The following is a 26,170-nucleotide window of genomic DNA, read 5'->3' on the forward strand; positions in this document are numbered from 1 at the left end:
CAACCCTTAATATTCCATCTCTGGAGTAGTTCTCCTAATGACGACATTCTCTTTTTTATGGTATATTTGTTAACGTAGTCGAGAGACACAAACATGAAATGGTGAGTAATCGCGGCTCATGTTTACATGAGTTGAGGAAAGTCCAGGCTCGCCCGGTGCTGAGATGCCCGGAGTGTTCGTGCCATCTGCAAAGGTGGGCAGCAGTCTTCGTACTGCTGACGGCGGGGAAATTATGCTAAGTCCTTCATGGATATGCTGAGAGTACCCTGAAAGTGCCACAGTGACGAATTCTTCTGGAAACAGAAGAAATGGAACGGGTAAACCCCACGAGCGAGCAACCCAAACTTTGGTAGGGGCACCATCCCGCGGGAATCATGAACCAAACGGATGGATCAGTCTTCGTGACTGATAGTCATATGATTACACCTGTTGTGCGAGATTGGCATCGTTTGAGCACGCAGGAACAGAACCTGGCTTACAGCCATTTCATGCGCCGGCTTTATCATCTAACATAAGCAATAGTCTAGCATATACATACCGTGCTAGACGGGGAGTTGGCGGTGCCCTGTAACCCGCAATCCGCCATAGCGGGGTTGAATTCCTGCCTGAGGTTTGATTTGGTAAGGTCTGCCTTGTAAAAATAGTGTTGAAAAACTGGGTCCTGCGCAATGGTACCTATGAATCTGGTCAGGTCCGGAAGGAAGCAGCCATAAGTAGTCACTACTATGTGCCGCGGGGAAGCCTAGTTTGAGCTAACTTTTACAAGTAACGCTTGGTTGTTCTCATCAAAGGCAGGTGCACGGTGTTAATTTAATTACAAATTGACCAATTTTAAAAATAAAAAAGAAAAAGTGCCAGGCGCCATTCGATATTGAATGGTGCCTGGCACTTTTCTTATAGATTTCTTACTGTCTATCATAAAAAACAAATGGCTGTCGGATGTACATAAGTTGTTAATCCATATAATTTTTATAAAAATCCAAATACCATGTGTGCTCACGTAAAAAAGACCTAATTCTTTAAAGAATCAGGTCTTTTTATCTTCTAACGACTTATTTTTTTATTGATAAAGGCTAATGAACTATTTTAGATCCGAATTTAAACTGCCTTTTGATCCTCTACTTGTTTGATTGAATTTATTGATAGTTGGTGAAGTGTTATCTCGGGCCGGCTGCCTACTCTAATATTAACGGATGTTTGTCCTAAACCTTCACTAATATAAAAGGGTTTATCCTCATAATAATGCAGTCCTTTAATCATATCCATTTTCATCATCGATCTTCCTAGTTTCGCTAAATGATATGGCTTTGGCCAGTAGATTTGGCCCCCATGGAAATGTCCTGAAAGAAGATAGTCAAATGACCAATTTCCCATCTTGAGAACGATGTTAGGATCATGAGTTAAAACTAAATGATATCCCTCATTTAGCCCAGCGTATGATGATAACAGGTCGCTTCTTTTTGTGTGAAAGTCGTCAATTCCAATTATATGAAGGGGTTTTCCTTCTACAAAAATGGTCTTATTCTCATTTTGAAGCGTAATACAGCCATGATCCTCCATTAAGCTTCTCAATGATTTAAAGTCAGTTTGTTTTAATTTGTAATCATGATTTCCAAACACAGCATACATACCATAACGTGGGTTCAAGCGGTTTAATACCTTCAAGTATGGAATTAGTCTTGGAATACTGCGTCTTTTATCGAGATAGTCCCCAGTTAGTGCAATTAAATCAATCTTCTCTCCCACGAGCTTTTTATAAAGTTGTTCTGGTGAAATAGAGATTTTCTCCAAATGCATATCTGAGATTTGTAAGATATTTAATTGTGGTCCTTGTGAATGATTAGGATGTATAGTAGATAATTTCACTCTATTTAAGGCGACTTTATGAGTATTTTTATAAGCTCTATAGAAAAGGAGCAAAGTACCTAAAAACACTAGAATTAAAAAGAATAATAGCAATAGAATCTCCTCCTCTGTTTCTATTATAAAGAAAAAGAGAAGGAAATATTACCGGGAATTAATGGTGATTATAGAAATAGTTCTTGTTGGATGTAAATGGCAGACATAAAAAATCGTTTTCCAACTTAACCTAACATTGTTCTTTCAAAGATGGAATATAAACCTATCTAAAATAAAAGTGCAGGTGCTTTTGATTGCAATTATCACCAAGAATTTATCACTCATTGATTCGGCCTAAATGGCTGACAAAAATCTATATTCAAAATAACATTGAGCAGCATTTTAATTTCACAGATAAAAAAGTGCTGGATTTTGGTGCAGGAACCGGGGCAAATTGCACCCTATGTTCTCCTGATTATTATTTTGGGATAGACCCAGATTCGTATCGTATCGAATATGCCAAACGCTTGTACACTCAGTACCGCTTTGAAGCATTTAAAGGGAATGAACTTCCTGCAGAAAACAATAGTTTTGATTATATATTAATTATTGCCGTACTGCATCATATCCCTCCAGAAATGATTACAGGCTATGTCAAAGAATTCAAGCGTGTCTTAAAACCCAACGGCAAAATCGTCGTATTAGAACCATGCTTTTTTGAAAAGTCACCAGTCAGCAATTGGTTCATGAAATCAAATGATAAAGGTGAGTACATTCAATGTGAAAAGGAGTATCTTACTTACTTCACAAAGGAAAATTTTCGGTGCCAAATTCTAAAAAGATTTAAAAAATGTTTTTTTTACAACGAACTGTATTTTACGGCGACCCTTTAAATTTTTTTATACATAGAAAGTGCCAGCCACCGACAAAAAATGGAGGGTGCCTGGCACTTTTCTTAATTTCATTACTGATCAAAATGAACGGATGTAACATTGTCTAATAACATGTCCGATAGCGAGCTCCCATATAAATATAACCTATGCATAGGTCTTGTCATGGCCACGTACAACAATTTGATATCTAACTCTGCTTCGGAATATGCTTCTTCCAAGGTGACAATAAGTACCGCATCAAATTCCAATCCCTTTGAAAGGTAGGATGGTACAATCACAACACTGCCCTTTTTCATATCTTCTTTTTCTTCTAACAGCTGAATTGGCAGATTGCTATTTTCCAACATCTTATATATTCGTAAGCACTCGCTGTCGTTTTTTCCTATAATCGCAATCGAATTGAGTTCTTGTCCCTTTAGTAATTGAATATCTTTTTCTAATCTTTCACTTACCTGTTGAAGGCTGCTAGGGTCAATTTTTGTAAAGCGCGGTTTGTCACCATGCCGGATGACGGGTTGTACAATTGGCAAGTCTTTGCCCATAATCGAAAGGATGTCATTCGCTAAATGCATGATTTCAACCGTGGTTCGATAACTTTTTTGTAAGGCATGATAATTTGCATTTGGAAAAATCTCCGTTACTAATGGCTCCCAGCTGTTTAATCCCCGATAGGAATGGATTCCTTGAGCTAAGTCGCCAACAATCGTGAACAAATCTGTTTCAAAACCTTCTTTCATCGCAGCAAATTGGAAATAGCTGTAGTCCTGTGCCTCGTCTATGAATATGCTCTTCATTTTATATGGTTCATCAATGCCCTCAAGTTTCGCTTTCATATAAAATAATGGAGCCAAATCCTCGAGTTCCAGCGCCTTTTTGGCAAAAATCTTTTGACTATAGAGGCTTAGTTTCTTGCATTCTTTTTCTATCAGTGTGTGTGAATATTTTTGTAAAAGTTCTGGAGATGTCATCAGTTCCTTATATAAGGTAAAAATATCCTTTCTTACAAAAGGATCCATATAACTTTTGATCGCCGCTTTCGACTCCTGCTCCACGGTACGAATGCGTTTTTCCTTTGTGTCCATGATGGTGACGACTTTTTCTTTTCTTTTATCCGCATCCATCCTAGTACTGTAAAGTGCCTTTTCTAAAGCTTCATCATACTTACTATTAATTTTAGTTAGAATGATCGATTTTTTTAATCGTAAATCATTGGCTAATAAATTTTTTATTTTATCCAGTCTTTTATAGATTGGTAAGTAGTTAAACTCCTTTAAAAATAATTTATTGATCTTTTGCCCCCTCATGAGAAGCGATTTTTCAATAATAAAATCCTTTGTCGGTGCTAGATTATGTTCGATTTCTTGTACATAAGTGTCGATTAGTTCTTTAAAATCCAGGGATCCTTTATAACCCGACACCCAATTTATCCATTTTGATTTTTCTTCCCCTTTCATAAGGGCCATTAATTTTGAGTTTGGAGTTAATAATTTAATTTTCTTTCCGAGACAATTTCTCATAAAATCTATGTAGGTGGTTTGTTTAATCTTGTTTACACCTAGATCAGGGAGTACGGCGGAAATGTAATCAATAAATAATCGGTTTGGTGCAAGAATCATTAATTTTTCTGGAGGAAATCGATATCCTGAAGAATAGAGAAAGTAAGAAATTCTATGGAGTGCAATCGTTGTTTTACCGCTTCCAGCAGCCCCTTGAACAATAATCGGATGTTTAAGAGAGGCTCGAATGACGTCATTTTGTTCATTTTGGATAGTCGCGACAATTTCAGTTAACCGGTTGTCCGCTTTACCAAATAAGGATTTTTGTAAAAGTTCATCATGGGTGGTTAAATCGATATCTCTTATCTCTTTTAGAAAACCGTCCTCGATTTCATATTGTCTTTTTAGAGATAAGAAACCACTTTGCGTTTCCCCATAGGCGTCATAGGTAACTTCCCCTAGCCTGCCGTCATAGTAGACATTTGCGATCGGAGACCGCCAATCCACTATAATAGGGATTTGATTGACACGGTCGAACAGTGAGGTTTTCCCAATATACAGAATTTCTTCATCCGTATCACCGCTGCTTTTAAAATTAATTCTCGAAAAGTACGGCTTTCCAATGACACTTGTCAATCTTTCCAATTCACTCTGTGCCAATTCTAGATACTGAGCATTCGTTAGTAAGGTCATGTAACTCAAACTGCTGTCTGAAGTATCCAGTTCAGCAAAGGCTTCCTTCAAGTTTTCTACGAACTGTTCTTTATTCCCCTTTGACATTTCCAAAACACTTTTTATGTATTCCTTGGTAAACTCTAAGCGCTCAATTTCTAATTGATAATCTTTGTGGTCACGAACAGATTTTTGTTTTTCTGAACTCATTCTCTTAAACCGCCACCTCTCCAAATAAAAGTTACCGTCTGTCGAACAGGCACAAAAAGAAACATCTACAATTTTTTTGCAGATGTTTTCATTCACAATGGAGCTATATTTTACCATTTAAAAGTTATAAATTCAAATTATTTGTTTAATTTCCTTTATCCTTTGTAATATAGGAGGACGATCAGGAAAATGATCAATCCAATGACAAATATAGGACCAAGTCCTGTGCTGTACACAATATAAATTTTAATATGAAGAACCGCATGAACGATCAGAACGATTAATAAGCAAAATAGCAAAAAAATAGTTAATTGAACATTTCTATTTCGATTCCGATTCAAAGATTTAGCTCCCTTCTAGAATCTCTACAGGGACAATCATGTGTTTGTTATTTATATAAATATTTTTATGCAGGTGGAAATATTCCTTCTTGTACCATCCTTGTATTGCCTTCAGTATAGAAAAAAAGGACTTCCAAAAAGGAAAGTCCAAAAAATATCTGAAAATGGATTAACACCTACGACGCTTTCATCCCTACCCGTTGTATATTAACCTTTGCGTTGATATCGACACTCATCTCCTGATAAATTTCTTTCCATTTTTCGCTCGTTTTTATTTCATGATTCCAATACAGCGCTAAATCACCTCGCACATACTCCCCAAAGCCAAAAATGTCAGCCTTCTTTTCTTGCGTTTCCTGGATTAATTTCAACATTTCTTTCTCTAGCATTTCACCAGAGGTTTGTTCAATTTTCCTTACGATCCTTTGATTATCCAGCTTTAGCTGCTGCTTGTTCGTCTCACGAACAATCCCCCATATCTCTACATCAATATCAAAATGAGGTTTTCCTTTTTTCAACGAAGCTTTATATTTTGCTTTCCGTTTCGTCGATTGAACCATCACCGACTCGTCCTCTGATAGCTTAACCACCAAAGCTGCTCCACCTGGGTTCTGTCCGGTTAGGCCATTAAAATAGGCAATTTGATAGGGCTTCGTTTTCCCAGCCATCTTATCACCGCTAAAATAGGCAAGACCGCTGATTTCAATATTGTCCGTCTTTTTTGTGGTTATATAAGGTAAAAAGCCATCCCACCCTTTATTAGAAGTGTGGACCCAATACTTCCCTAAATCATTCTCAGGAAACTTCCCCAGTTTCACTGCTTCTTCAAACATCGTAGACAAATAAATGGCGGGAACCCTTTCTAACTTAGGAGCGATTTGCATCGTGTATGCCGCATCTTTTTCATTCACTGCCATCCATGCCGTTCTTCGAATCTCAGGTCTTCTTCTCAGAAATTCGTTGATATGACCGACACCTTTTGAAGCTACATCCTCGGAAAGGATAATAATTTGCAATTGACCAAAAAACACTTTGTGTGCTAGCTGCTGTTGGAGTCCCTGGATGGCATCGTCTATGGTTTGACCGACTGCTTTTACCACCCACACGCGATCCTGTGAGGTTCCTTGAGAACCTCCTTGAGATGGACCTAAAGGGATCTGTCCAGGAACCGCTAATTGAGCTGTGACTTCCAGTTTTCCAATTTCCGATGTTGGCACTTCTGCACCTTCAGGATGAGTAAGCGGTATCGGTTGCTTATCTTTATCCGCTATATCAATTGCTAGACCCAAAATTGTGGCTCGTTCTTCAATTTCTCTTTGATCCCAACAACCTGTCAGAAGATATATGGAAGTTAGCAGGATAATACATAGACTAATCGGACGATGCTTCATTACTCACCACTCCCCTTTTTCCTCTAGCAAGAGCAACTATTAAAACCAACAAAGGATACCCCGCAGTGATAACTAGACCCCATTTTCCTATCACATCAATGAGCTGATACACCTGCAAAACATTTTTTGGATAAATAGACATACCCAATACGACAGGGAAAATTATATATGACATGACACGATGACTTCTTAAGGCGAATAATTTACTAAAGAGTTCTATACTAATTAAGTAACCAGATAGGATGGTGGTAAAAGCAGAAATAATCCAAACCACTAAGAAGATGACATCGACTCTTTCTAGAATAGCCGCAGGCAGCTCCGTCATTCGGGTTAAAACAAGCATTGGCCATAAAGAGGCTTTCACTTCCTCCGAACCGAAAACTGCCACTGTAATTCCCACGCCAAGTAAAATCATGATTCCTGAGATAAAACTCCCCCAAAAACATGCTTTCACAATTTTCTTGGGCTCTTTCATATAAGGGGCAAGAACCGTGATAATAAAAAAGCCAATATGGAAAAATGGGAGCCCCGTAAGCGCAAATCCACCAGCAAAAAAATCAACAAAAGTTGTGTCGTTCCCGATATAAGGTTTCATATGCCTCATTTCAACATCTTGGATTGCAAAAACTACCATTAGAATCAACGGAATCACAATAAACGGTAAGTAATATGTGTGCATATACGAGATGACAGAGAAAGTATTTCTTGTTGATACAGCTACCAGCAGAAGCATTCCAAACAAAGTTGCTGTAATAGGCGTATCGGGAAGTAATGTTGTGTTCATCACATCTCCAAACTCCCTTAGTACAAGTGAAGTTGTGACAATGAAAAAGCAAATTAAAAGTAGTCCAGCTAGTTTTCCTAAAGGTCTGCCTATTACCCTTTGACTATATTCCACAATCGATTCTGCTGGAAATCGCTTGGACAATTTAGCCACTACCCACATGATGAGCATGAATAGGACTATGGCAATCAGCGTGACTAAGAAAGCTCCTGAACCCACTTTCTCGCTGGCAATCCTAGGTAATGCCAATACGCTGATTCCGATGGTACTATTTATAATAATGGCTGTGGTTTGAAATGCCGTTATTTCCTTTGGTTCTTTCATGATTCCTCCCCTCCTTGCCTATCCATGTTTTCCATTGCCAGCGGATTTGTGGGTGGTGAGTCATCTGGACGAATTCTTCTCTTATTCTTAACGTAAAGATGTTCAGGGCGATCCAAAAGCCAGTTTAAAGGTGCCCGGATTGCCGTATCTTTTAATCCGCTTAAATTTATAGGAGCAACCGGACTTAAATACGGAACACCAAAAGATTTTAAAGACAACACATGATTGTTCACAAATAAAAGTCCAAGAATCAAACCGTAAAAGCCAAAGATTCCGGTTATTAAGAGCAGTGGAAACCTCATCATTCGAAACCCAATCGCCATATTGTAGGCGGGCGTTGCGAAAGAACCTACTGTGGTGAGGGCAAGAACCACTACGGTAATAGGTGATACGAATCCTGCTGATACAGCTGCTTGACCTATAACCAACACACCAACAATAGACAACGCTCCCCCTACCTGCTTTGGCATTCGGACCGTAGCCTCTCTGAGTATTTCCATCGCCAGCTCCATTAAAAACACTTCCACGAGTGCTGGGAACGGCACGCCAGCTCTTCCGCTTGTAATTGCGACAGCGAAAGAGGTTGGAATGAGTTCGGGGTGATAGGATAAAACCGCCACATACAAAGAGGGCATAATCAATGAAAACAATAAAGCAATTAACCGAATCATCCGAATCATGCTGGCCATAATAAAACGTTCATTATAATCCTCACTCGTTTGATAAAACTGAGTAAACGTCGCTGGTACAATGAGTGCAAACGGGGACCCATCTACCATAATCGCGACTCTTCCTTCCACTAAATTGCCAACCACCACATCTGGCCGCTCCGTGCTTTTTATCTGTGGAAACGGTGAACGAGGATTATCTTGAACAAACTGCTCGATATAACCAGCGTCAAGGATTCGATCTACATCAATCGAGTCTAAGCGCTTTTTTACATCCTCTACCAATGCCGGATTGACAATGCCCTCTATAAAACAATAGGCGACACTTGATTTGGTAAGAGTCCCTACTTGCATGGCCTTCACACGAAATTCGGGAATCGGCAGCCTGGAACGGATTAAAGCTGTGTTACTTGAGATGTTTTCAATAAACCCATCTCGTGGGCCTCTTATGACTTGTTCGGTTTCTGGCTGCGCGATAGACCGCTTGTCCATCTGAAACGTATTAATTAAAAAAACATCTCTTACCCCTTCGATCAATAAAAGGGTACTTCCATGTAACAAGGCTTGTACAATTCGATCCAGATGCGTTTCCGTTTTGACGTCGGCATGGAATAATACTCTTTTTAAAATGATTCTTTTTTGTTCCTCCGAATCAACTCTAGAATCTAACTTAAATTCCGTTAACGGCTTAATTACTTCTTCACTAATGGCATTTTTGTCCGTAATGCTATTAATGTAAATAATGCTTGCTTCAATGTTTCCTAATAGCTCTACTTCTCTTATGAAAAAGTCATGATCTTGTCCAAAAATATCTTTGATCTTCTGCACCGTGGATGGAAGGTTTCGAGTTTCTGTATTTTTTAGCGACTCTATCAATTGACTTTCAGGTATACGTAATTTAACTGGTTTCTTTTTGCTGCCCATTTTTTTTGTGACAGGCATAATGTATGACCACCTCACCATAGTACACGCTTAGCGTACTTTTATGTTTAGTATGCCGATAGCGTACCTGAACATACAAAAAAGATACCCAACTTGTTATTAATGGGTATCTCTAGCCTTCTTTATCTAATTTCTCGATCACACTTGCTTCTTTTAATACGTCTAATATTTTTAGTAATACGTCCTCCTGTAACGGAATACCATCCCAGTGCAGACCTTCTTTTTCAAAAACAGTACGAATATTACGATCTGAGGTGCCATTACGTTCATCTGTTAAACCGAGAATATAATCTACACTCACTCCGTATAAATTGGATAGCTGATTTAATCGTTCCATTGTCGGTTTACGGTATTTGGATTCATAGGAAGCATAACTGGATTTTCTAAGTCCGATCTTTGCCCCTGCTTGTTCAAGCGTCCACCCTCGTTCTTTTCTTAATTCCCTTAGGCGATTACCAAACATCTCTTTTCCTTCTTTCGTTATGCGTCTAATGCTAGGATTAATGATAGATTGTATCCTTATAATCCGCTATTTTTTCATATTCTACAATACCGTGTGGATTCGGCATATTTTTATCGTAAATCAAACATCTGACCTTCAACTGTTTTCTATCAGTATGCCCAAAGTACGCTGAAAGCAGAACGGCCACTTGTACATATATCGATCATTTGTGTATTCTATTGAAATTTTATTAATTGTAACTAGTGGATGAAACTTGTTTGCGCCTTTCACGTATATACATGTAAAGATTTTGTTGAAATTGGAGTGGAATTGTTTTGATAAATGGTGAATCAGCAGATTATTTAAAAGATGAATTGAAAAAGATCGAAGCTTGGGAAAATGAACAGAAGGATTTATGGTTTTGGGAAAAAATTGGCCGTTTGCCTTTCATGCTGCTTGATAAGCTAACCCCAAAATTTATTCAGGATAAAATCGGCGTGGCCATCGATGAAATAGGAAATTATATCCAGACAGGCGGGCAATATTTAATAAAAGAAGAAAATATACTGAAGAAATTTGCACCAGATTCGTCATCCAATGAACTTCACATTGAATTACTTGAACAGGTTCCGATAAGCAAAATGGACGAAATTGCGGAAGAGCTAAGAAGTTCAAGAACGAAAATGGCAACGGTGCAAGGCGCAACAACTGGAATTGGCGGGCTTTTTACGCTGGCGATTGATATTCCCGTTTTATTAGGATTATCACTCAAAGTCCTCCAAGAAATCTCCATTTGTTATGGGTATGACCCTAAAGAAAAATCGGAAAGAATTTTTATTGTGAAATGTCTCCAATTTACTTCCTCGGATATTGTCGGGAAAAAGGCTATTTTAGAGGATCTTTCTTCCTTTAGACAAGGGGGACAAAACCAACAAATGATCTCTCAATTGCAGGGATGGAGAGAAGTGGTTACAACTTACCGAGATTCCTTTGGATGGAAAAAGCTATTTCAAATGATTCCGATTGCTGGCATGATTTTCGGAGCGTTTATTAATCGCTCTTCCATTAATGATGTTGCCGAAGCAGGAAAAATGTTATTTCGAAAACGAAGAATATTAGAGCGGCTTAATCAGATTGAACAGGGTTAAATCAACTAGATATAGCTGTTTACTTAAAAAAGTGCCAGGCACCTTCCAATGGATAGGACGTTTCCTGGCACTTAGCCATTTATTAAGCTAATGATATGCTCTTTGTCACACAGCTGATTAGTAGCTTTTTAGTAGTTTGAAATCTTCATAAATTTTTATCTAGTAACTTCTTCTATTATGGAACTTCCCTCAGCAGCTTCAGTATCAAGCCACTGCCATTTTTCATGAAGTCGAATCCTTCCATCAGGCAATATTTGGGGAGTAGAAACGCATTTTCCTCCTCTGATTTCATCCTTTGAATTCACATGATTGTATCTGAACTCTAAGCTGCCATCTTCCCTGACCAGCCCAATTAGAGTCCCCTGTATGATTTCTCCGCCGCCGTAGGCTGCTGAGATAATTTTTCCCTCCTGTTTATATTCAAAGACTGTTTGTGAAGAAACCTCACCATTTTCCGTATTTTCAATTGCAATAAACTTACGGCCATTATAATTTATCAAGAATACCCACTTCTCCTTTGATATATTTTTATAATCATACCATTTATTTCCTAGGCATACCTCTAAGTACACCTTATAAATTATTTAGTTCCTATTTTATGCTTTCTTACTAATCCCACTCTCCCCTTTTGATTTAATACTAACTCATGTTTTATTTTTGACTAGACTGAATACACATGGGTCAGGCTTGAATTGTCTGAAAATGGTTGATTTGTGTTAAGCTAATAGGTGAAAAGGGGGAATAGAATGCAGAAACGTTGCCTTTTTGCTCTATATAGCTTCATTCTTATCTTTCTCTTAGGTGGATGTGGCCAAGAACCACATGAATCAAAAGATATAGCACAACGGAAAGAAAGCATCGTAGAAAAGTCAGTTCCAACGGAAAAAGATGAAACACCTGAAGAAGGTAAAGTAGTACCCTCCGATTTATCAGGACTTAAAGCTCACTTCATTGACGTCGGTCAAGGCGATTCAACTTTGTTTCAGTTTTCAGATGCTGGTGAAGACTTTACGATACTCATTGACGCAGGCAACTGGACTGGTGATGAGGTCATCCAATATCTCAGGTCACAGAAGGTATCACAAATTGATATTGCGATTGGAACACATCCAGACGCCGACCATATTGGGCAGTTAGATCAGGTCATTAACACCTTCAATGTCGGTGAGGTCTGGTTATCAGGGAACACAAATCCCTCTCAAACGTTCCAAAGACTGTTAAAAGCGATCGATGCGAAAAAAGTGGACTATTATGAGCCGAGAATGGGAGAACAATTTGAAGTAGGTCCCCTCCACATTGATGTCATATATCCTAAAACGATTAGTGAACAGGATAATGAAGAATCGATTTCTTTGAAACTAACTTATGGTGACGTAAGATTTATTTTAACAGGAGACGCCACTACGGATGATGAGTTAAAAATGCTTCAAAGTGGTATCGATGTTAAAGCTGACATTCTGAAGCTTGGTCATCATGGGTCTTCCACATCGACGCACCCCCATTTTTTACGGGAAGTGCAGCCAGCTGTCGCGATTTACAGTGCCGGATTGAACAATACATATGGACACCCCCATGAAGAAGTGGTGAATCTTGTTCAAAATTCTACTATCCAACTATATGGGACAAATGTTCACGGGACCGTAATTGTCGAAACAAACGGAAAAGATTTTAAAATACTGACGAAAAAAGATGGAACCATTACACCCTCGAGCAGCGGAAATACCGTAAAAGATGAGGTTAAAGTGGAACCTGCTCCGATTGCTGGCAATTGTATTGACATAAATACGGCATCCATCGAGCAGCTGCAGGAAATCATGCACATTGGCCCTGCCCGTGCCCAAGATTTAATTAACTTAAGGCCGTTTTCCTCAGTGAATGATTTAGGAAGAATTAATGGAATTGGTCCAGCAAGGATTGCAGATATAAAATCGCAAGGACTCGCTTGCATAGGAGGTTAGGATGATTAAGGGCTACTTAGACAGAATCGAAGACAATCAATTTGCTGTAATTTTAGCAGAGGAAATCAAAAAAGAATTTATTATTCCAGTCGAGGACTTACCGGAAGGAAGCAAGGAAAAGTCCTATTTCGAGATTACGATCGAAAATAACAAAATTACATCAATGAAATTGGACGGGCAAACTACTCAGACAGAACAGGAAAAAGTCGATGATTTGATGACAAAGCTTCGTTCCAAGAGTAAAGGCAGCAAATTCAAAAAGAACTAGTAACGTTTAATCGCAAACAAATTTATAAAAATGGAAAACTCGCCACGATTTTTCAGGGAGTTTTCCTTATTTTCACCATTAAGCTTCTATCTCATGGATCAATCGAACCTCACTGTATCTACTCCATCCACAATATCCTCTAGTTCCGTAAGAAAATTTAGTTGTACAGGAGCTGGAATTCGTTCCATCCACTTTTTTATTTCAGGTAACTCTTCAGCCTCTTCAATATCTTTTGGCTTTGGATCAAGTGTTGTCCACCATTTCTTTAATTCATCGATAAATTCATAAAAGTAGCGTTCAAATCTTTCTGCCCATTCTGCCCCTTCATCACCTGAAGTCTTTTGCATCATACTCCAGGCCTCCATCGCAGTTTCAAAGTACTCATCAATCATCTTCATTTTGAACTCCTTTTATAAACCGTTATTTTTTTGAGCACCTTCATCACCTGAAACCTTACTAAATAATTCAACATCTTCTTTGGTGAAGGTCCGTTCGAATGTAATAATATCGCCTGCTTTTAAAGACAATTTCATTCTCCCCCTTATTAACATTACGACTTTTCCTTAATTTTACCATTTACCAATAGATATTAAACTACTTTATCTTTCATACTTGTGGAAATCCTAAAAAGTAAACATAGAAATTAATCCTTTTCTGCTTTAAAATAATAGAGAGAATTTAAAAACTGAGGTGAGTCATCATTTTTGAATTATCCTACATCGAATGGTTTATTGTTATTTTAAGCACAGTGTTTATTGGATTTACAAAAACAGGTGTATCCAGCATGGGGATTCTGGTTGCGACAATTCTAATGTACGTATTTCCAGCAAAAGAATCTATAGGAATCTTGCTGCCAATGTTGGTCGTAGGTGACCTGTTTGCGGTTATTTTCTATCGTCGAAGTGTGGTTTGGAAATATCTCATTTCATTGATTCCTTGGGTATTGATTGGAATCGTTATCGGTTATTTTGTCCTTAATCAGATAAACAGCGATCAATTAAAACCACTGATTGGTGTCATCGTATTAGCACTCATTATTTTGCATATCAGTCGTGAACGATTTGGCGAAAAGTTTACGAAGGCTCTGCCAAAGTCCTTATTGTTTACTATCTCCATGGGAATCTTAGCAGGATTTACAACCATGATTGGAAATGCGGCAGGCGGGGTTATGGCCATCTATTTATTAATGAAAGGCTTGCCGAAAAATGAGTTTGTGGGGACAGGGGCATGGTTTTTCATGTTCGTGAATTTGATTAAAATACCATTTTATATCAGCTTAGGTTTAATTACATTTGATTCCATTACTTTTAATATGTGGTTGATTCCTACTATTTTAATAGGTGCTGTGATTGGAATTAAAGTGGTGCCTCTTATTCCGCAAAAAGCCTTCCAAACTCTTATTATTGGATTTGCCTTGATCGGAGCTTTAAGACTTATATTAGTTTAATATCTTTAAAAAAGTAACCATTCCTGTTAGGATGGTTACTTTTTTGCTTCATAATTATTTTGATTTCCATTCATAAAGAATATCAGGTAAGTTTTCTTCGTTTTCATTTCCTCTGCCGATAATCTTAAATCCATGCTTTTCATAAAAGTGTTGTGCTTTCTTATTCACTTCAAACGTATAAAGGGTTAAACGCCCAGTTGATTGTTCTTTTGCTCTTTCTAGTAGAGTTTGGCCGATACCCATCCCTTGATAGTCTATTTGAATATAAAGCTGGCTTATTTCCCCTTGGTTATAGGCAATCATTCCGACTACCTTATCATCCATTAATGCTAGATCTACTTGATATTGTTTTGCTAGGATTTGATTTAAAAAATCAACGTGATTGTCAAAGCTGTGTATTTCCTTCTGGCCAAGTGCCGCCTCCTTACTATTCCGCCACATTTCAACTGTTTGAATAGCATAGGCTGGGTTATACTTAATGAGTTCTATTTTGCTTTTACTCACAACATCACCCCTTAAGGTAATAATTCTTTACCATTTCTTCCATAACCCAATTCGTTCTGGCACCTGTCCATCCGGCGCTTGGACATTTGCTGCTTTCACTAGTTAGGTCAGATACAATGGTTTCAACTAGGGGTTGATGAACATGCTGTGGTCGTTCGAAACTCCACTCTTCTGTGCCCTGAGCGGTTGTCAATCTCACTGGTTCGTTTCCAAATGTCGAAAAAGTAATCTTCCCTTTGCTTCCTACTATTTCATTTATATCTTCATTCTCAAAAGCAGTAAAACACCAATTTCCTACACCATGAACGCCCGATTCAAACAAATATGTACCTGACACTATATCTTCAGCGGAATAATAGCCTGCTTGATTTGATGCAAATCCTTGGACAGACGTAATTGGTCCCAGCAAAAAGTCGAGTATATCGAGTGTGTGACTAGCTAAATCAAAAAACAAGCCTCCGCCGGCCAATTCAGGTTGTACTCGCCAAGAGAGCTGTTCAGGTTCTTTCCCCGCTTCCGAATCTATTCGATATTGTGTGGCAGATACGAAACGAACCTCGCCGATAGCCCCAGTTTCCAACAACTCTTTAATTTTTAAAAATCGCGGTTGTGCCCTGCGGTAATATGCAACATATAAAGGAACTCCTGCTTTTTCGCAAGCTTTAATCATTTCTTGGCATTCAGCGTAATTGCGTGCCATCGGCTTTTCTACATAAATAGGCTTCCCTGCCTTAGCTGCCTTTAGAGTATATTCCATATGTGAGCCAGGAGGTGTAGCAATATAGATGGCATTTACATCTGGATCGTTTATGAGATGGTCTGCATCGTTATACCATTTGGGAACATGGTGGCGTTCCGCATAGTCTTTCGCAAGCTCCCCTGTTCTGCGCATCACTGCAACCAGCTCAGAGTTGTTAATTTTTTGGAATGCTGGGCCGCTTTTTACTTCGGTTACATCTCCGCAGCCGATGATGCCCCAACGAACTTTGTCCAACTTCATCACGGTCCCCCCTTCCCGAAATCATTCTACCTCTCTATAAATGTTAACTTCTGTGCTTTCTCGCAGTTTCCTAAGCTCAGGAACAATTCTTTTAACATGTTCCGATTTATTGTGTTGATTCAAAGCCTCTTCATCCACCCATTCTTCAAGCATAGTGATGATTAATGGATCATTGATATCCTGATGAAGAGCATATGTGATGCATCCTTCTTCTTTTCTGGTCTCTGCTACTAATTCTCTAGCATCACGTATATATTCTTCTACCTTTACATCAGGTTTCAATTTGCATTTTGCCACTACTTTTATCATTTGATTTACCCCTCTCGTTTTTAAGAAAACTTACATCTCCTATTTTGAACAATTTTCTAACAATTAACAACTTCTTTGACTAAAAAAGGAAAGCAGTGGATTTGTTTTGACATCCACTGCTTTCCTTTTCTTGCATTCTATTTTTTCAGATTTAACTTAACTTTTTTTGCATATTCATATATTGATATTTTGTTGCCTTGTAGGTCTGATGAGTATAATATACTTTTGCAGATGCGCTTTTTTCACATAGCGAGCACTTAATTTTATAGGGAGCTTTTCTAATATGGGGAATTTCTAATACTGTCAATACTTCTTTCATATGTGTGTGACAGACCCACATGTTCTCACCTCAAATGATATGATAGAGTTTAATTATAATCCTTACTTATTCGTAGCCACTTCTTGCTTCAGTTTATCTGGTTTTCTCATTTTTACTTGTTGGGTAATTTCATCATCCCATGAGATTTCAATATCTCCTTTTGTAACAAAGGTCTGGCAACCTAAGCGATACCCTTTCTCTAGCCATTCCTCTCCCAATTTCCTTCTTTCTTGAATTTTCACATTATCTAGGAATTCAGCACCTTCTTCCGCCTTAAAAACGCAAGTGCCGCAAATTCCTCCTCCACATCGATTCGGAAGCTCTCCATCATAGCGAAGTGACATTCTTAAAATATTCGAATCCTCAGGAACCTCTAACTGTTTATTACTATTAATAAATCGAATTTGTGGCATCTATGAATTCCTCCTTTAAATGTTCTTCTTGGTATACAATATACCATAATTTTAATTTTCAGACAATGTGTAAATTTTAAATATTCTAATTATTTATTTTATATTTTTTATAATCCTATTAAAAAAGCTAAAAATAAAACAGGCTGCATAAAAATTTAGCTGCCTGCCTTAACTTTTATTTCTTAGTAGCTTCTGTTGGATACTATCCATATACGAGATATATGCCTTTTTAGAGTTTTCAATATGAATCCTCATCAAGTATTCAGCCATTTCCGTTTCTTGATTACGTAATGCCTTCATAATATCTATATGTTCCCTTAAAGATACTTTCCTTCTTCCTGGTGTCTCATAGCCCATATTCGCAGCCATATGGATATAGTCTATTAAACCAGAGAGAATTTCAAATAATTTGGGACTTTTTGACGCTTTGTTTATTAAATGATTCATTTTAATATGTTCAAAATTAAAATTTTCTTCTTCATTCTCTTCAATTTCTATCAGTTCTTTTATTTTTTCATCCAATTCATTTTTGGTTTCTTGATCCATTCTTTGGGATGCTAATTTTACTGCCAGGACCTCTAATGAAGCAAGAATCGTAAAAACCTCAATGACCTCATTTACTGAAATATCAGAGAGTACGACCCCTTTCCTCGGGACTGTTTTCACAAACCCTTGTGATTCAAGCCGAAACAAGGCCTCCCGAATGGGAGTGCGGCTTATTTTCAATTTAGCAGCGAGCTCTCTCTCAATAAGACGATCTCCTGCCTTAAACTCACCTTCTAGTATCATTTTTTTTAAATATAGATAGGCATGTTCTCTAATCGATAATAGATTATTTTCCTCCCAAATCACTTCCATTTATACCACCTGCTAAGTTAATTTGATTATAGATTCATTGCTGAATTCTTAGATTAAGATAAAAAGATACCGCCGTATAGTAATGCACCAATGATTACAAAAGATGGATGAACCTTCAGCTTGCTTAAGGTCAAAAAGCTGAGTACAGATAGAAGCACTAGGTGAAATACTCCGCTATTTTCAAAGGCTGTTAAAAAGAATTGATAGGCCATCACAGCAAGTAAAATTGCGATGATTGGCTGTACAGATTTTGTCATTAGTTTTACTTTTGGTGAATCCTTGAATAAATTTACAAACTTAAACAACAAAATAACCGCGATAGCCGATGGAAGAATCGTAGCGGCCAGTGCAACAATCGAGCCTAGAACACCACCTATTTCATACCCGATAAAGCCTGCCATCTTCGTCGCAATTGGACCTGGCAAGGCATTGGCGATAGCTAACAGGTCTCCAAACTCTGATAGAGTCATCCAGTCATTTTCGTTGACCACGTCGATCTGTATTAATGGGATCGTAGCAGGTCCTCCTCCGTACCCCAACAGATTTGCAATAAAAAACGACCAAAATATTTCTAAATAAATCATGAGCTTTTCTCCTTTAGTTCAATCACATCTTTTTGAGGAGTATTTGCAGTCTTTTCTTTCCGGCTAGCAATAAAAAAGGCAGAAATTAAAAATGTGGCAATTAAGATTCCTGGGTGAAGTCCGACCAATTGAATAAGGATAAAAGAAATGGCAGAGAACAAAAGCATCTTCGACAACCCCAAACCCTTTTTGCCATTTTGGAAAAAGCGATAAGCCATTTCTGCTAGCATAAACCCAATAACAGGTGTAACACCTTGTACCATACCGCCTACAATAGGTGAATGACTAAATGAATAAAGAACACCTAACAAACCAAGCATGGCAATGACGGATGGAAGAATGTGGGTCAGAATTGCTACCGTAGCCCCTAAGTTTCCTTTCACTTTATAACCGATATAGGCAGCCATTTTAGTCGCAATGGGACCTGGGAGTGTATTGGCTAACGCTAAAACCTCACCAAACTCTTCTTCTGACATCCATTTATATTTTTTCACAGCCTCAAATTCGATTAACGGGATTGTAGAAGGTCCCCCGCCATAGCCTGTAACTCCGGTGCGCGCAAATCCAATGGCTAATTCCAAATATTTATTCAATTAATTCTCCATCCTTCCTTTGTAGCTAGCCTTTGAAGTGTTAAGCATATTAAGGACCCCATATAGTTCCTATTTTTACAATATATGAGGTCCATATTTTCTTAAATTTTAATATCCGCTTGTGTTAATACTGAAAGGCCATCACTTTCTACATGCTTTTGCAAAGCTTCGAGAGCTGCTGTTCCAACGGCTATATCCTGCTCTCCGTTCCCCCCGCTTACGCCAACTCCTCCGATTACTTCACCATTCACAACGATGGGGAATCCTCCAACAAAAATGGCAAATTTCCCAGGCAGCATCTGTTGAATCCCAAATGCTTCGTTTCCAGGTAACGCAGGACCATTCGGCTCTTTATTAAATAAGTGAGTGGATCGTTTATGACCAGAAGCAGTGTATGCTTTAGCAATCGCAATTTCAGGTCCAGTGATTCTCGCTCCATTCATTCTTTCAAGAGCAATTAAATTCCCTCCATCATCAACAATGGCGATTGTTTCAAATACATTGATTTCTTCTGATTTTTGCTTTGCTGCTTCAATCATTAATTTTGCTTCTTCTAATTCTAATTTTAAAATACTCTTCATTTTTGATAATCTCCTCAAACTTTCTATTTTAGTATCCGATATAAACAGTCTTCAATTGAGTGAAGAATTCCAAACCAACTCTGCCAGATTCGCGGAATGTAGATGTACTTGATTTTTTCAGCCCGCCAAATGGTGCATTCATTAAGTTACCAGTCGTGGTTCGATTTACTTTTACCGTTCCGGCTTGAATTTCTTTCGTAAATCGGTTAGCAATTTTCAAATTATTTGTTACAATCCCAGCTGATAAACCATACTCAACGTCATTTGCAACCTGAATGGCTTCTTCATATGTATCTACTTCCAGGACCGCCACTACAGGACCAAAGATTTCTTCTTTTGCAATGCGATGATCAGGTTTGACATTGATAAAGATAGCTGGCTGAACATAATAACCTTGTTTAAAATGATCGTTTGTTAGTTGTTCACCGCCGAAAACTAATGAAGCACCATCTTCTTTCCCATACTCAATGTACTTTAAGACATTTTTCAATTGCTTTTCATTTGCCAGAGGACCGATTTTCACGCCTTCATCAAAGCCATTACCAATTTTTAACTTACTTGTTTTTTCAATAAGTTTTTGAACAAATTGCTCTTTTACACTTTTTAATACGATCACACGGCTTGTTCCCGTACATGCCTGACCCGTTAAAGAAAATCCACCGTTGATCGTTAATGTAGCAGCCAGTTCAACATCCGCATCGTCCATGACGATTAAAGGGTTTTTGCCACCGAGCTCCATTTGTGTTCGAGTTGTAAAAGAGGATTTTTTGTGAATATCTTCTCCCGCAGCAGTCGAACCTGTAAACGTAATAGCCTTAATCGCTGGATGGGTAACCAAAGAATCGCCTACTTCGGAAGCTTTTCCAGTCACAAAATTTATGACACCTTTTGGTATACCAGCTTGATGTAATGCTTCAACAAGACGTAATGCAATTAATGGTGTATCTGAAGAAGGCTTAAAAACTACCGTGTTACCTGTGATTAATGCTGGTGCAATCTTTCTTGCAGGAATGGAAAGCGGAAAATTCCATGGAGTAATGACACTTATGACTCCAAGAGGTTCTCTTTCGGATGAAACTCTCATGTCTGGATCATCATTCGGATATGTTTCTCCAGTAATCGTCTGCCCTTCAACAGCATAAAATCGGAGAGTTTGAGCAGAACGAATCACTTCATTCTTTGCGTCTGTAACATGCTTGCCCTCTTCTCTTGTCAACTCTTCTGCATATTGATCAGCATTTTCCTCAAGTATGCTTGCTGCTTTATTTAGGATAGCTGCACGTTTTGAAGGAGATGTCTTTGCCCAATTTGGAAATGCAATTTGGGCTGCTTCTATGGCTGCCAGGACATCTTGTTCATTGGAAGCTTGGAAGGCGCCGACAATATCTTCTGTATTCGCAGGATTCACACTTAAGAACTGCTTTTTACTTACTGATTCCTGCCATTCACCATTTATATAGTTATTGAACGTTTTCACTTTAGTTGTTAACAAACGATCACCTTTTTCATTTTTTTAATAGAAAATGGCCGTCAATTAAAACCTCGATTCTACAAGATTAATATGACGGCCAGGAAAGATAGATTCTTTAAAGGACTTTTATCCTTTGGAAATCCAATCTATTTGTATGAAACTAAGTATTTTAGTTGGTTTGAACTAAAGACCCTAAGTCTTGCTCAAGATACTCTCTCCATAAACCATCCATGTACATACGGCGCATTTTAGCACCAACTCTAACGATTTCAAGGCAGCGTTGTTGTAATTCTGGTGTATCAGCGTGGTCAAGAACAATCTTATATCCACGTTCACCATGAATTTCGTCTGAAACAATGTGTAAGTCAAAGAATTCAATTTCTTCATCTGTAAATCCGTATTGTGCGCGTAATGCTGGTGTTTGCTTTCTATAGATATCAGGTACTTGAGATTCTAAACCTACTACTAAAGCAGCTGTGGCAACAACGAAGTGTTCACGTGCAGCTACTGCGAAGCACCAGCTTTGAAGACCTAATGTTGTCGGTGCCATATTATCTGGGTTAATGACTCGTTCAGCAGTTGTGCCACATGCTTCTGCAAAACGAATCAATAGATCAGTATGACGATCTGCTGCAATCTCCTCTTCATACATGTTTTGCAATGTGAAGTCTTTAGCAGCTGCAAATTTTGGATCGCTTGGAGTATTGTGATAAATATATGATAGGTAGTCCGCGAAAGGTCCTACATAGTGGTAATGATTCTCTGCCCATCTGGCAAAGTGTTTTCTTTCTAGTTTTCCTTCAGCCCAAGCGACTGTAAATGGAGCCTTCTGGCTATGATTACCTTTAATTGCTTCTTCTAGTTCTTTACGAAATTCGTCTTTTGATAATAATTCTGTCATTTTTACTCCTCCTGTTTCCTGGGCATTCTTCGCCGTTATTGTATTTGATATTTTGTATACCAAAATACTTGTAAAAAAATATAGATGTAATCACTTACACTCTATAAGATTTAAAATTTTGTATTTGGTATACCTTAATAAAAATATTAACCTATTATTTTTTATTTGTAAATACAATTTTTAGAATTTTTTAAAATATCAATCAACTAAACATTAAAATGCAAGATTTTATATATAAACATCCATATTTAAATGTAATATATTGTTGAGTTCCTTAGAGAGATTCTCCAATGCTTCCTCAACGATCTGCTGACCCAATTCCCAACTTGCCTTTGTGGCATCTCCAATACAACCATTTTTGGTCATTTCTTCATAATAATAAAAGCCTTGAATAGCCTTTCCAGGTCTAAGCTGCTTCCACCTTCCATTTTCTTGAATATCACCTTTCTCAAGTTCATCTAACCTTACAATTTCTGGAGCTAAATACAATGCTTCTGAAACTTCTCTTTCACAACTGTGCCCAAACAAAGGTGATGTGATGAAATTTCCGATTGTTTTTTTAGCCGATGCGGTGGTCTTAGCATAGTAAATGTCTACATTCAATTCTTTTGTCAGAGTCATAGATGCAACATTTAAGGTAGTTTGATTTCCACCATGTGAATTTAGTAATAAAAATTTTTTGATTCCATGATGACTTAGGGAAGAAATCATATCCCTTAGTATCGCAATCAATGTATTGGGCTGGAGCGAAATGGTTCCTGGAAAGTTTAAATGGTGTGGCGAAACTCCCATATTTATCGTTGGAGTAACTAAAGCATATGGGAACATTTTTTTACCAAGCAGTTCGGCCATTTTTTCAGCCAATACTGCGTCACAATTTTCAGTCATATGGGGACCATGTTGTTCATGTGCTCCAATGGGGATGATTGCAAATTGAACATTCTTTAAAGACTCTTTTACTTCCTTCCACGTCATATTTGTTAATTTATAGCACTCCAATAAAATCCCCTCACTATATATTAATTGATTAGGTATTTTGTATACCAAATAGTTGTTTAAAAATGATCTGCTATCTTAGTGTAGCAGATTGCTTTTTTGGCGGCTGAATTGAGATATTTTCTTGAGAGATTTCTATATCCTGTTCTATTGTCAATTGGCAGGTTAATCGATATCCCTCTTCCACTTTTTCACCTAACATTTTAATTTCTTTCCAATTCGGTGGTGCAATGGATTCTCCACCGCTGATCACGCGGCACGTGCACTTCGTACATCTGCCCATTCCGCAACCATACTTTAATTGAGGAAATTGACGTATACCAGCTAAAACTACTAAATTTGCATTTTCCTTTACTTGCTGTTCGACAACAGTCCCATCGACATGAAGAATTACTTTCGGCATAACATTACCCCTTTCAGTATGAGCAATTATTTTGATGCTTTTCTGAATTATACAATCATTTCATAGGGAAAGAAAAGAAGTTTTTATAATTTTTTAAAAAATTAGAATTTATCATTGAACAAATTGACAACTTGAGATAAACTACTGGTAAGGTATTTGGTATACAATATATCAAAATGAGAGGTGATCATTACAACCGTTTATTCCTACGTTTCTATTTATGTCAAGAAGAAAAGAATAATAGAGGGAGTGTTGCAAATGGGGAACTATATTGTATTAACAAATAAAGATACTTTTCAAACCATACTTGAAAACGAAGGGTTACAGGTAGTTGAAACCTATGACTTTTATTTTTTTGAAAAATTAAAAGCCAAATACACAATTGCAAAAGTTATCGATGAAAATATTAAGATTCAATTATTCGAAGAATTTGAAGGAAAAGAATATGTGAACCACATTGCTGTGAAGTTTTTCGAAAGATTTGAAACGATTGAAGCTGCACGAGAAGAATTAAATGAAATTGTAAAAGCCTCAGGGAATAGTGAAGATTCCATTCACTCGAAGCTGGTAAAAACGGCAGAAGTAGTTTTATAAGCTAGACGAAATTCATACATTGATCATGTAAAAACCGGAGCACCCATCTCACCTCCGGTTTTTTATTTTGAGTATTTTCAATACGTCAAAAACCGCCACTATGGAGTGACGGTTATTTTTATTCATATGGGAAAGTTAAAAATTTAATGTTTTTCTAAGCCGCGCTAACTTCTTTTCAGCTTTTTCCATAGCTTTCTTTGAGCCAAATAGAAAATTAAACATCCCCATTACCTCCTATATTGGTGTTTGCTTACTCTTATTCTATTACGGTATTGAAAAAAACACAACAGAATTGTATACCAAATACCAAAAATCGGTGTATAATATGTATAAATGGTGAACAGATCACATGAAAATTTGATTTGGTATACCAAGATAGTAAATTTTAAAAGTTTAGTAAACTGAACAAATTCTAAAAAAGCAGGGTGTTGCTATGTTGAGATTCCTATTTTTATTGGTCATTTTTATGTATTTACTATCTACTTTACTGCCTCAACTAGACTTTAGTGTTCTGCTATCGATTCTTTGTTTTATTATTGTATTATCTACAATTTTTCTTGCTAAACGCTCTGTTCAATTACTAGGGAGCGCTTTTCTGCTCCTTGGTATGGTGCTGCTTTGGAAAAGTGGGTCACATTGGCACAATTACATATTATCTTTTGGCCCTATGTTAGACTTGATTACTTTGTTTACATTAGTTCCCATATTAGGTATCCCCATCAAATTAGGTGGATATAGTGGTGGCATTCAAACGATTATTCAAAGAAGGATAAATAATTCGGGTCAGTTATATATGATCACTTCAGGTATATCCTATTTCTTTAGTATTTTTATGAATCTTGCAACTTTACCTATGGCATATTATTCCATTCGTCCAGCTTTGAACATGTTTTCAGTCGAGAATAAAGAACGTTTCATGAGTAGAGCTATTACCAGAGGTTTTGCTATGCCTTTGCTGTGGGCTCCCGTTACACCTATTGTAGGGATTGTTATTTCTGTAACCGATGTAAGCTGGATATCCATTTTACCTTATGTTGTACCTCTAAGCATATTAGGCTTGGGGATGGATTGGTTCATAGGAGCACGTAGGTCTAAAAGAATGGTTCCTTCTGTTCAAGACGTATCTGCTCATGAAACAGCAGCAGCGATCGAAACGGGTCAAATGAAGTCTCCTAGAAGAATCTTGCAAATCTTCTTGGCAATCATTATTTTTATTGCAGCCATTTCCTTGGCTGAGTCACTGTTTCACTATTCCTTTTTAATCCTAGTTTCATTAATTGTGATTCCATTTGCATTAGCTTGGGCCCTATTCCTAAAAAAAGGAACAGATTTTGGCAATCAGTTACTAAACCATTTTCAATCCTTTTCAATCAGTATGAAAGATCAATTTTTTATTTTTCTATCAGCAGGATTTTTTATATCGACGATTAATATTTCCCATACCGATGAATTGTTGAATGACTGGATTATGAAGTTTATTCAGGTGGCTGGTGTGGAAATCTTTATGATTCTACTTCCCTTGGTACCTTTAGCTTTTGCCTTTTTAGGTCTTCATCCTGCTGTTTCCCTTGCACTTATGACAGGAGGATTGGATTTATCTGCACTTGGACTTAATCCACACATTCTAACAGTGGCCATGTTGGCTGGAGCGGTATCTTCCTTCCTAGTAGGTCCTTATAATGCCACATTAGGCCTGATGTCAAACCTAGTAAAAGATACATCTTATAAAGTATCAAATTGGAATACTTCTTTTACTACAATTTATATCATCATTGTTATGCTTTACCTGTTTCTTTTGCAAGTATTTACTGGCTAGCATGG

27 protein-coding genes, 2 other RNA genes and 1 pseudogene are annotated in these 26,170 nt (G+C 37.6%); 9 read left to right on the forward strand and 21 right to left on the reverse strand.

The features are described 5' to 3' along the window. Positions 1–97 precede the first annotated feature (97 nt). Both rnpB and ffs read left to right on the forward strand, forming a co-directional pair. An RNA gene (rnpB, locus tag ACIQAA_RS14615) (RNase P RNA component class B) lies at positions 98–483 on the forward strand. A 54-nt stretch (positions 484–537) separates the two neighbouring features. Further along, an RNA gene (ffs, locus tag ACIQAA_RS14620) (signal recognition particle sRNA large type) lies at positions 538–803 on the forward strand. Positions 804–1,098: 295 nt separating this feature from the next. On the opposite strand, the gene ACIQAA_RS14625 is transcribed toward ffs, so the two are convergent. Continuing rightward, positions 1,099–1,959, reverse strand: coding sequence for a metallophosphoesterase (locus ACIQAA_RS14625; protein WP_402620699.1), 861 nt, complete (start codon positions 1,957–1,959; stop codon positions 1,099–1,101). 194 nt (positions 1,960–2,153) lie between these two features. On the opposite strand from ACIQAA_RS14625, the gene ACIQAA_RS14630 reads away from it, so the two are divergent. Next, positions 2,154–2,732: a class I SAM-dependent methyltransferase gene (locus ACIQAA_RS14630; protein WP_402620702.1), complete on the forward strand. Its 579-nt coding sequence runs from the start codon at positions 2,154–2,156 to the stop codon at positions 2,730–2,732. 71 nt (positions 2,733–2,803) lie between these two features. Here the strand turns inward: ACIQAA_RS14630 and helD are convergent, their stop codons facing one another. From helD to ACIQAA_RS14655, 5 genes are all read right to left on the reverse strand, one after another. Continuing rightward, on the reverse strand, positions 2,804–5,110 hold the full coding sequence (helD, locus tag ACIQAA_RS14635; RefSeq protein WP_402620705.1) for an RNA polymerase recycling motor HelD: 2,307 nt from the start codon (positions 5,108–5,110) through the stop codon (positions 2,804–2,806). A gap of 517 nt (positions 5,111–5,627) precedes the next feature. Beyond that, a complete protein-coding gene (locus ACIQAA_RS14640; RefSeq protein WP_402620708.1) occupies positions 5,628–6,842 on the reverse strand; it encodes a Ger(x)C family spore germination protein in 1,215 nt (404 codons plus the stop codon). After that, on the reverse strand, positions 6,823–7,950 hold the full coding sequence (locus ACIQAA_RS14645) for a GerAB/ArcD/ProY family transporter (protein ID WP_402620710.1): 1,128 nt from the start codon (positions 7,948–7,950) through the stop codon (positions 6,823–6,825). The genes ACIQAA_RS14640 and ACIQAA_RS14645 overlap by 20 nt, the downstream gene beginning before the upstream one ends. Beyond that, a complete protein-coding gene (locus ACIQAA_RS14650; RefSeq protein ID WP_402620713.1) occupies positions 7,947–9,560 on the reverse strand; it encodes a spore germination protein in 1,614 nt (537 codons plus the stop codon). Before ACIQAA_RS14650 ends, ACIQAA_RS14645 begins: the two co-directional genes overlap by 4 nt. A 112-nt stretch (positions 9,561–9,672) precedes the next feature. Beyond that, positions 9,673–10,023, reverse strand: a complete 351-nt coding sequence (locus ACIQAA_RS14655; RefSeq protein WP_402620716.1) for a helix-turn-helix domain-containing protein — start codon at positions 10,021–10,023, stop codon at positions 9,673–9,675. A gap of 314 nt (positions 10,024–10,337) precedes the next feature. Here ACIQAA_RS14655 and ACIQAA_RS14660 point away from each other — a divergent pair, with 314 nt between their 5' ends. Beyond that, positions 10,338–11,150 carry an EcsC family protein gene (locus ACIQAA_RS14660; RefSeq protein WP_402620719.1) on the forward strand — a complete coding sequence of 271 codons (813 nt, stop codon included), beginning with the start codon at positions 10,338–10,340 and terminating at the stop codon, positions 11,148–11,150. Between the two features lie 155 nt (positions 11,151–11,305). Here ACIQAA_RS14660 and ACIQAA_RS14665 read toward each other — a convergent pair whose 3' ends face one another. Further along, complete coding sequence (locus ACIQAA_RS14665) at positions 11,306–11,650, reverse strand: avidin-fold protein (protein ID WP_402620721.1); 345 nt, start codon at positions 11,648–11,650, stop codon at positions 11,306–11,308. Positions 11,651–11,896: 246 nt separating this feature from the next. On the opposite strand from ACIQAA_RS14665, the gene ACIQAA_RS14670 reads away from it, so the two are divergent. Both ACIQAA_RS14670 and ACIQAA_RS14675 read left to right on the forward strand, forming a co-directional pair. Then, positions 11,897–13,108, forward strand: coding sequence for an MBL fold metallo-hydrolase (locus tag ACIQAA_RS14670; protein ID WP_402620724.1), 1,212 nt, complete (start codon positions 11,897–11,899; stop codon positions 13,106–13,108). A gap of 1 nt (position 13,109) precedes the next feature. Next, positions 13,110–13,376: a DUF3006 domain-containing protein gene (locus tag ACIQAA_RS14675; RefSeq protein WP_402620727.1), complete on the forward strand. Its 267-nt coding sequence runs from the start codon at positions 13,110–13,112 to the stop codon at positions 13,374–13,376. 98 nt (positions 13,377–13,474) lie between these two features. Here the strand turns inward: ACIQAA_RS14675 and ACIQAA_RS14680 are convergent, their stop codons facing one another. Both ACIQAA_RS14680 and ACIQAA_RS14685 read right to left on the reverse strand, forming a co-directional pair. Beyond that, positions 13,475–13,774 carry a hypothetical protein gene (locus ACIQAA_RS14680; RefSeq protein WP_402620730.1) on the reverse strand — a complete coding sequence of 100 codons (300 nt, stop codon included), beginning with the start codon at positions 13,772–13,774 and terminating at the stop codon, positions 13,475–13,477. A gap of 36 nt (positions 13,775–13,810) precedes the next feature. Further along, positions 13,811–13,903 (reverse strand): annotated as a pseudogene (locus tag ACIQAA_RS14685) (enoyl-CoA hydratase); the annotation flags it as partial. 221 nt (positions 13,904–14,124) lie between these two features. Here ACIQAA_RS14685 and ACIQAA_RS14690 point away from each other — a divergent pair. Then, positions 14,125–14,823 carry a sulfite exporter TauE/SafE family protein gene (locus tag ACIQAA_RS14690; RefSeq protein ID WP_402620733.1) on the forward strand — a complete coding sequence of 233 codons (699 nt, stop codon included), beginning with the start codon at positions 14,125–14,127 and terminating at the stop codon, positions 14,821–14,823. Between the two features lie 54 nt (positions 14,824–14,877). Here ACIQAA_RS14690 and ACIQAA_RS14695 read toward each other — a convergent pair whose 3' ends face one another. The 12 genes from ACIQAA_RS14695 to ACIQAA_RS14750 all read right to left on the reverse strand — a co-directional run bounded on the left by ACIQAA_RS14695 (position 14,878) and on the right by ACIQAA_RS14750 (position 23,755). Further along, positions 14,878–15,264, reverse strand: a complete 387-nt coding sequence (locus tag ACIQAA_RS14695; RefSeq protein WP_402621008.1) for a GNAT family N-acetyltransferase — start codon at positions 15,262–15,264, stop codon at positions 14,878–14,880. A gap of 67 nt (positions 15,265–15,331) precedes the next feature. Further along, positions 15,332–16,327 (reverse strand): Gfo/Idh/MocA family protein, encoded by a 996-nt coding sequence (locus tag ACIQAA_RS14700; protein ID WP_402620736.1) that lies wholly within the window; start codon positions 16,325–16,327, stop codon positions 15,332–15,334. 21 nt (positions 16,328–16,348) lie between these two features. Continuing rightward, a complete protein-coding gene (locus ACIQAA_RS14705) occupies positions 16,349–16,636 on the reverse strand; it encodes a putative quinol monooxygenase (RefSeq protein WP_402620739.1) in 288 nt (95 codons plus the stop codon). Between the two features lie 381 nt (positions 16,637–17,017). Further along, a complete protein-coding gene (locus tag ACIQAA_RS14710) occupies positions 17,018–17,368 on the reverse strand; it encodes a 2Fe-2S iron-sulfur cluster-binding protein (protein ID WP_402620741.1) in 351 nt (116 codons plus the stop codon). A 168-nt stretch (positions 17,369–17,536) separates the two neighbouring features. Continuing rightward, positions 17,537–18,226 carry a GntR family transcriptional regulator gene (locus tag ACIQAA_RS14715; protein WP_402620744.1) on the reverse strand — a complete coding sequence of 230 codons (690 nt, stop codon included), beginning with the start codon at positions 18,224–18,226 and terminating at the stop codon, positions 17,537–17,539. A 53-nt stretch (positions 18,227–18,279) separates the two neighbouring features. Then, on the reverse strand, positions 18,280–18,810 hold the full coding sequence (locus ACIQAA_RS14720; protein ID WP_402620747.1) for a chromate transporter: 531 nt from the start codon (positions 18,808–18,810) through the stop codon (positions 18,280–18,282). Continuing rightward, positions 18,807–19,403: a chromate transporter gene (locus ACIQAA_RS14725; protein ID WP_402620749.1), complete on the reverse strand. Its 597-nt coding sequence runs from the start codon at positions 19,401–19,403 to the stop codon at positions 18,807–18,809. Before ACIQAA_RS14725 ends, ACIQAA_RS14720 begins: the two co-directional genes overlap by 4 nt. A 101-nt stretch (positions 19,404–19,504) precedes the next feature. Further along, positions 19,505–19,984, reverse strand: coding sequence for a GlcG/HbpS family heme-binding protein (locus tag ACIQAA_RS14730; protein ID WP_402620752.1), 480 nt, complete (start codon positions 19,982–19,984; stop codon positions 19,505–19,507). A gap of 28 nt (positions 19,985–20,012) precedes the next feature. Next, positions 20,013–21,476 (reverse strand): aldehyde dehydrogenase family protein, encoded by a 1,464-nt coding sequence (locus ACIQAA_RS14735; protein WP_402620754.1) that lies wholly within the window; start codon positions 21,474–21,476, stop codon positions 20,013–20,015. Positions 21,477–21,624: 148 nt separating this feature from the next. Continuing rightward, complete coding sequence (locus ACIQAA_RS14740; RefSeq protein WP_402620757.1) at positions 21,625–22,356, reverse strand: iron-containing redox enzyme family protein; 732 nt, start codon at positions 22,354–22,356, stop codon at positions 21,625–21,627. Positions 22,357–22,584: 228 nt separating this feature from the next. Beyond that, entirely contained in the window at positions 22,585–23,355 is a 771-nt protein-coding gene (locus ACIQAA_RS14745) for a creatininase family protein (protein WP_402620759.1), read from the reverse strand. Between the two features lie 70 nt (positions 23,356–23,425). Next, complete coding sequence (locus ACIQAA_RS14750; protein WP_402620762.1) at positions 23,426–23,755, reverse strand: 2Fe-2S iron-sulfur cluster-binding protein; 330 nt, start codon at positions 23,753–23,755, stop codon at positions 23,426–23,428. A gap of 258 nt (positions 23,756–24,013) precedes the next feature. Here ACIQAA_RS14750 and ACIQAA_RS14755 point away from each other — a divergent pair, with 258 nt between their 5' ends. After that, positions 24,014–24,349 (forward strand): hypothetical protein, encoded by a 336-nt coding sequence (locus ACIQAA_RS14755; protein ID WP_192653271.1) that lies wholly within the window; start codon positions 24,014–24,016, stop codon positions 24,347–24,349. Positions 24,350–24,782: 433 nt separating this feature from the next. After that, the gene (locus ACIQAA_RS14760; RefSeq protein WP_402620765.1) at positions 24,783–26,165 is read left to right on the forward strand and encodes a hypothetical protein; all 1,383 of its coding nucleotides are present in this window, start codon (positions 24,783–24,785) and stop codon (positions 26,163–26,165) included. The last annotated feature ends 5 nt before the right edge of the window (positions 26,166–26,170 follow it).

Source organism: Neobacillus sp. NPDC093182, assembly GCF_044754045.1.

Coding starts and splice junctions, on each gene's coding strand:
- helD (WP_402620705.1), bottom strand. CDS start 5,110: ATGAGTTCAGAAAAACAAAAATCTGTTCGTGACCACAAAGATTATCAA.
- ACIQAA_RS14640 (WP_402620708.1), bottom strand. CDS start 6,842: ATGAAGCATCGTCCGATTAGTCTATGTATTATCCTGCTAACTTCCATA.
- ACIQAA_RS14645 (WP_402620710.1), bottom strand. CDS start 7,950: ATGAAAGAACCAAAGGAAATAACGGCATTTCAAACCACAGCCATTATT.
- ACIQAA_RS14650 (WP_402620713.1), bottom strand. CDS start 9,560: ATGCCTGTCACAAAAAAAATGGGCAGCAAAAAGAAACCAGTTAAATTA.
- ACIQAA_RS14655 (WP_402620716.1), bottom strand. CDS start 10,023: ATGTTTGGTAATCGCCTAAGGGAATTAAGAAAAGAACGAGGGTGGACG.
- ACIQAA_RS14670 (WP_402620724.1), top strand. CDS start 11,897: ATGCAGAAACGTTGCCTTTTTGCTCTATATAGCTTCATTCTTATCTTT.
- ACIQAA_RS14675 (WP_402620727.1), top strand. CDS start 13,110: ATGATTAAGGGCTACTTAGACAGAATCGAAGACAATCAATTTGCTGTA.
- ACIQAA_RS14680 (WP_402620730.1), bottom strand. CDS start 13,774: ATGAAGATGATTGATGAGTACTTTGAAACTGCGATGGAGGCCTGGAGT.
- ACIQAA_RS14695 (WP_402621008.1), bottom strand. CDS start 15,264: ATGTGGCGGAATAGTAAGGAGGCGGCACTTGGCCAGAAGGAAATACAC.
- ACIQAA_RS14700 (WP_402620736.1), bottom strand. CDS start 16,327: ATGAAGTTGGACAAAGTTCGTTGGGGCATCATCGGCTGCGGAGATGTA.
- ACIQAA_RS14705 (WP_402620739.1), bottom strand. CDS start 16,636: ATGATAAAAGTAGTGGCAAAATGCAAATTGAAACCTGATGTAAAGGTA.
- ACIQAA_RS14710 (WP_402620741.1), bottom strand. CDS start 17,368: ATGCCACAAATTCGATTTATTAATAGTAATAAACAGTTAGAGGTTCCT.
- ACIQAA_RS14715 (WP_402620744.1), bottom strand. CDS start 18,226: ATGGAAGTGATTTGGGAGGAAAATAATCTATTATCGATTAGAGAACAT.
- ACIQAA_RS14720 (WP_402620747.1), bottom strand. CDS start 18,810: ATGATTTATTTAGAAATATTTTGGTCGTTTTTTATTGCAAATCTGTTG.
- ACIQAA_RS14730 (WP_402620752.1), bottom strand. CDS start 19,984: ATGAAGAGTATTTTAAAATTAGAATTAGAAGAAGCAAAATTAATGATT.
- ACIQAA_RS14740 (WP_402620757.1), bottom strand. CDS start 22,356: ATGACAGAATTATTATCAAAAGACGAATTTCGTAAAGAACTAGAAGAA.
- ACIQAA_RS14750 (WP_402620762.1), bottom strand. CDS start 23,755: ATGCCGAAAGTAATTCTTCATGTCGATGGGACTGTTGTCGAACAGCAA.
- ACIQAA_RS14755 (WP_192653271.1), top strand. CDS start 24,014: ATGGGGAACTATATTGTATTAACAAATAAAGATACTTTTCAAACCATA.
- ACIQAA_RS14760 (WP_402620765.1), top strand. CDS start 24,783: ATGTTGAGATTCCTATTTTTATTGGTCATTTTTATGTATTTACTATCT.